Here is a 4,716-nt window from a genome sequence, read left to right as displayed (position 1 = left end):
AGATATAGCAGGTGTCACCGCATTTTTTGGGTTGTCTAATAGAATGGCAATTGTGATGAATATGCAGTCCAATGCAGAGTTCTATACGATGGCACGTGAAGTAAGAAAGTAAGTATTATTTAAACCAGTTAAATAAGTACGTCTCTAAAAACAAAAAATCCAGCACACAGGCTGGATTTTTTTATTCAATAAGTGCTTTAAGAAAGACTTATTTACTCTGGAACCAAGTATCGGCTTTGCTGCGAGCGCTAGCGATATCAGCATTTGATAAGTTTAATGCCAATTGACCGATTTTGCCGCGGGCTTTGTTACGGACTTTTTCATCAAGCATACCGTCACGGGCAGCCAAGTCATACCATTTATAGGCATCGACGAGATTTTTTTGCTTTTCATCTAACAGTGCAAGCGTATAGCTGGCACGGTTATCACCACGCATAGCGGCTTTTTCTAACCAAGAGCGTGCTTGTTGTAGATTTGGCTGCACCCCTTCACCGCGTAAGTACATGATGGCAAGGTTTAGCTGAGCAGGGGCAACGCCTTGTTGAGCTGCTTTAGTGTACCACTGAACGGCTTGTTGAGTGTTTTGGGCAATACCTTCGCCTTTTTGCAAACGCTTGGCTAGGTAAAATTGAGCGTGGTCATTACCTTGAGCGGCGCGACTAGATAACTCACTGACAGGCATTAACTCAAAACGTGAAGTATCAAGTGGCACGTTCGATATTAACTCAGCGTTGGCAAAACCTGCACAAGAAAAAATGGCAGTAAACAACGCAGCTTTTAATAATTTCATAGCAGCTCCAAAATTAGGCAGTTAATAAGCAAAAAAAATTGTCCCGCTAAAAGTAGTTAGACGGCGATAACAATTAGGCGATATCTTGCAATAACCATTGACCTAATGATTAGCAATATAATTCATCGTTGTAGTATGGCAATGGACGCCAATTAAGCCGATAAACGGTCATAATCGGGGTGTCATCGACACTATTTTGCTAGCTTAACACCCAAACTTACGAAACTCAAATACTAATTACATGATTTAATGTCTACCTATACCGCATTGTCCTCAATAAAATCATAGAGTTACTTTGGTATAAGAATATATTAAGACACTATTAAGGTTAAAAACCGTGGTTATAGATGTCAATGTAACCTTTAATAAAAGGCAGTCAATACTCATGCTATTCAGGTTTTTGTTTACTAACGCGATAAATAGCCACATCTGCCAGCAGGTTTGGCGCTTGTCTTATCAAAGCTGTCATCAGCGGTGAATGACCTTTTTCAGAATCACTAACTGCAAAACGATTGATAATATGAATATCATGCTGCGCGCACAATTTCTCAAAGTCTTTAAAGGTGCATAGATGAATATTTGGGGTGTTGTACCACTCATATGGCAGCGCTTCTGAGACCGGCATAATACCCTTTAGTCCCAAATGTATACGGTTTTGCCAATGGGCAAAGTTAGGAAAGGTAATGATTGCTTCACGAGCGACGCGCAGCATATCAAGCAACAGCACATCAGGTGATTTTACTGCTTGTAGCGCACGCGCCATGACCACGGTATCAAAACTACTATCCGCAAAACGCGCCAAGCCATCATTCAAGTCTTGCTCGACAATAGATAAACCGTTGGCGATTGCTTCATTGATTTTGTCTTCGTCAATCTCAAGTCCGTAGCCAGTTACGCCGCGATTTTGCTGTAAATGCGCAAGTAGCTCGCCATTACCGCAGCCTAAGTCGAGCACATGTGAGTGAGGAGCAATCCAACGCTCAGCCAATTGATGGTCCATTCTCATGAGCGTGCTCCTGATGTTTTCTGCCTGCTTTTGTTTTGGTCAGCAGCCATAAATGGCGCATTTAGGAAGCCTTTGACAGCGCCCATATAACGCGGAATATCAAATAAGAAAGAATCGTGACCGTGCGGCGCATCGACATTAATATAGCTAACTGGTTTGCCGGTTGCCATCAGCGCATCGACAATCTCTTGTGAGCGCTCGGGAGCGAAACGCCAATCCGTAGTAAACGACACCACTAAATATTGGCACTCAGTATGAGCAAATGCGGCTTTAAGTGCGGTCAGCTCTTGATGGTTGCTTGCACTTATATTATCGATATCCGCACTGTTAGCTAAAGTATTTGCCAACTCATTTTCGCTACTATCCGCTTTTACTGACTCCGCAAGGGAAGCAGCTAAAAATTCTGGTGACGATGTAGACGAATCTACAATAGACTCTAACGGATAATCACGCGTCGGGTCAAAATAATCTAGCGCTTTGGTCATGAGTAAATAAGTATTGGCATCAAAATTTTCACTAAAGCGCTCGCCTTGATAGCGTAGATAGCTTTCGACTTGGAATTCGACATCGTAGCCATACATAAACTTGCCCGACTTTAAATCACGCCCAAACTTGGCTTTCATCGCATCATCGGTCAGATAAGTAATGTGTCCTACCATTCGTGCAAGGATAAGCCCGCGACGAGGGTAAGTACCTGCTTGCAGATAGCGTCCGTCTTTAAAATCTGGATCTGATAAAATAGACTGGCGCGCCACTTCATTAAAGGCAATGTTTTGTGCAGACAGCTTAGGTGTACTGGCAATAACCACGCAGCGTTTTAGTCGCTTTGGATAGTCGACCGCCCATTGCAAGGCTTGCATACCGCCCATGGAACCACCGACGACAGCATGCCAGACGTTAATGCCTAAGCGATCTGAAAGCATGGCTTGGGTTTTTACCCAGTCCTTGATGGTGACCAGAGGAAAATCAGGTCCATATACTTGTGCTTGACTGCTATCTGGATTTACTGATGTTGGACCAGTAGAGCCAAAACAGCTACCAATATTATTGACACAGACCACAAAGAACCGATTGGTATCGATGGACTTATTGGGTCCGATCATATTGTCCCACCAGCCAGCTTTCTTATCCTCATCGCTATGAAAACCTGCAGCGTGATGACTGCCTGATAGAGCATGGCAAATAAGGACAGCGTTTGACTTGTCGCTATTGAGCGTACCATAGGTTTCGATGATCAAATCGAATGATGATAAAGTGCGATTGCACTCTAAAGTTAATGGCTCAGTGAAATGGAAAGTCTGGGGCGTAACAATGCCTACTGAGTTCAATGATTCCTCAGTGTTAATTGAACTTTTGGCATTGCTTTTATCTGTAGCGGACTGGTCACTGGTATTATCAGGGCGTGCGTTCAAAGCTACCTCACAAGACAACAATTATCAATAAAATAAGAAGGGCACTCTATCGACAACTCATTTTGGCGATATTTTTTAATGGTTTTAGCTAAAAGTGGTTTATCTATACTGTTTCTTTGGCAATGTGCTTGCCTATTGTATGGTGATGCGCATATGAGTACAACCTTCAAGCACCGTCTTTCACGCTTATTTTATATCAGGAAGTAAATCAAAAAAATGCTAGGCTACTATCATAAATTTAGACGATATCAACACCGGAAAGTCGCAATAACTTACGTATCAAATTGTATAAGCGCACTTTTTCGATGCGTTATTAAGGGTTAAAATGCTACACTTATCGCGTGCTCATTTAATACTCACTTAATAATCCTCCTTTATTGACCTAATAAGAAAAAAGTGCTGCTATGAAACCTGAACTGCCTCCCCGTATTGCCGTATTACTTGTGAACCTTGGTACACCAGATGAGCCGACCGCGCCTGCCGTCCGTCGTTATCTCAAACAGTTTTTGTCCGATCCGCGCGTGATTGAAATCCCAAAGTTTTTATGGGCAATTATCCTCAATCTGTTTGTGCTGCCAAGTCGCCCAAAGCGTGTAGCAGAAGCCTATGCCAGTATTTGGGATGGTGATTCGCCGATGCGTAACATCCTTAACACGCAAGTTGAGATGTTACAGTCGCGTTTAGCTGAACGTGCGACGCCATTTCGCGTCTCTGTCCATGCGGCGATGAGCTATGGTAATCCAGGTTTGCCTGATGTTATGGACAAATTGCGTAGTGAAGGAGTTGACCACTTTGTCATGTTACCGGTGTTCCCTCAGTATTCAGCGACTTCAACGGGAGCCGTCTATGATGCGATGACCAAATGGTCGCTGAAGCAACGTAATTTGCCCAATATGACCATAGTCAAAGATTACTTTGCTCACCCTTTATATATCAAAGCACTGGCAGATAGTATCCGCCGCTTTCAAGCTATACATGGCAAACCTGAAAAGCTCATGTTTAGCTTCCATGGTATCCCACAGCCTTATGCCGATAAAGGCGATCCGTACCCGAGACGCTGTAAATGTACCGCTGCGCAAGTCGCTCATGAGCTTGGTCTAAAGGAAGATGAATGGATTATCAGTTTCCAGTCGCGCTTTGGTAAGCAGGAGTGGATTAAGCCCTATACCGATGTGGTACTCGAAGACTGGGGTCAGTCGGGCGTACGTTCGGTACAGATTCTTAGCCCTGCATTTTCGGCAGATTGCCTAGAAACTTTAGAAGAGTTGGCCATCGAAAACCGCGAGACTTTCCTTCATGCAGGCGGGCAAGAATACCATTATATTCCAGCGCTCAATACTGATGAAGCGCATATAGACTTGTTAGAAGCAATGAGTGCACCATTGGTACAAGGTTGGGCGGGGACGCTAGATGGCTGGGCATAGAATCTAAAGCAATGAATCTAAAGTAATATGCGGATATTAGATAGAGCAGCAAAAAATACCGAACATGATGTTCGGTATTTTTTA

At 43.5% G+C, this 4,716-nt stretch carries 3 protein-coding genes and 1 pseudogene; 1 reads left to right on the top strand and 3 read right to left on the bottom strand.

Annotation, left to right across the window (positions count from 1 at the left end):
• Positions 1-208: 208 nt before the first annotated feature.
• From VLN09_RS11880 to metX, 3 genes and pseudogenes are all read right to left on the bottom strand, one after another.
• On the bottom strand, positions 209-790 hold the full coding sequence (locus VLN09_RS11880; RefSeq protein WP_325246775.1) for a tetratricopeptide repeat protein: 582 nt from the start codon (positions 788-790) through the stop codon (positions 209-211).
• Positions 791-1,178: 388 nt separating this feature from the next.
• Positions 1,179-1,796 carry a methionine biosynthesis protein MetW gene (gene metW, locus VLN09_RS11875; RefSeq protein ID WP_325246773.1) on the bottom strand — a complete coding sequence of 206 codons (618 nt, stop codon included), beginning with the start codon at positions 1,794-1,796 and terminating at the stop codon, positions 1,179-1,181.
• Between the two features lie 47 nt (positions 1,797-1,843).
• Positions 1,844-3,124, bottom strand: a pseudogene (gene metX, locus VLN09_RS11870) (homoserine O-acetyltransferase MetX); the annotation flags it as partial.
• A gap of 488 nt (positions 3,125-3,612) precedes the next feature.
• Between metX and hemH the strand changes: the two are divergent.
• Positions 3,613-4,632 (top strand): ferrochelatase, encoded by a 1,020-nt coding sequence (hemH, locus tag VLN09_RS11865; RefSeq protein WP_325246771.1) that lies wholly within the window; start codon positions 3,613-3,615, stop codon positions 4,630-4,632.
• The last annotated feature ends 84 nt before the right edge of the window (positions 4,633-4,716 follow it).

The sequence above is a fragment of the Psychrobacter sp. genome (assembly GCF_035469765.1).
Classification (GTDB): Bacteria; Pseudomonadota; Gammaproteobacteria; order Pseudomonadales; family Moraxellaceae; genus Psychrobacter.
The sequence above is the reverse complement of the archived record's forward strand: the minus strand, read 5'-3'. Positions and strand labels throughout refer to the sequence as shown.

Excerpts from the sequence above, each read along its gene's own strand:
- VLN09_RS11880 (WP_325246775.1), bottom strand. The coding sequence starts at position 790 with ATGAAATTATTAAAAGCTGCGTTGTTTACTGCCATTTTTTCTTGTGCA.
- metW (WP_325246773.1), bottom strand. The coding sequence starts at position 1,796 with ATGAGAATGGACCATCAATTGGCTGAGCGTTGGATTGCTCCTCACTCA.
- hemH (WP_325246771.1), top strand. The coding sequence starts at position 3,613 with ATGAAACCTGAACTGCCTCCCCGTATTGCCGTATTACTTGTGAACCTT.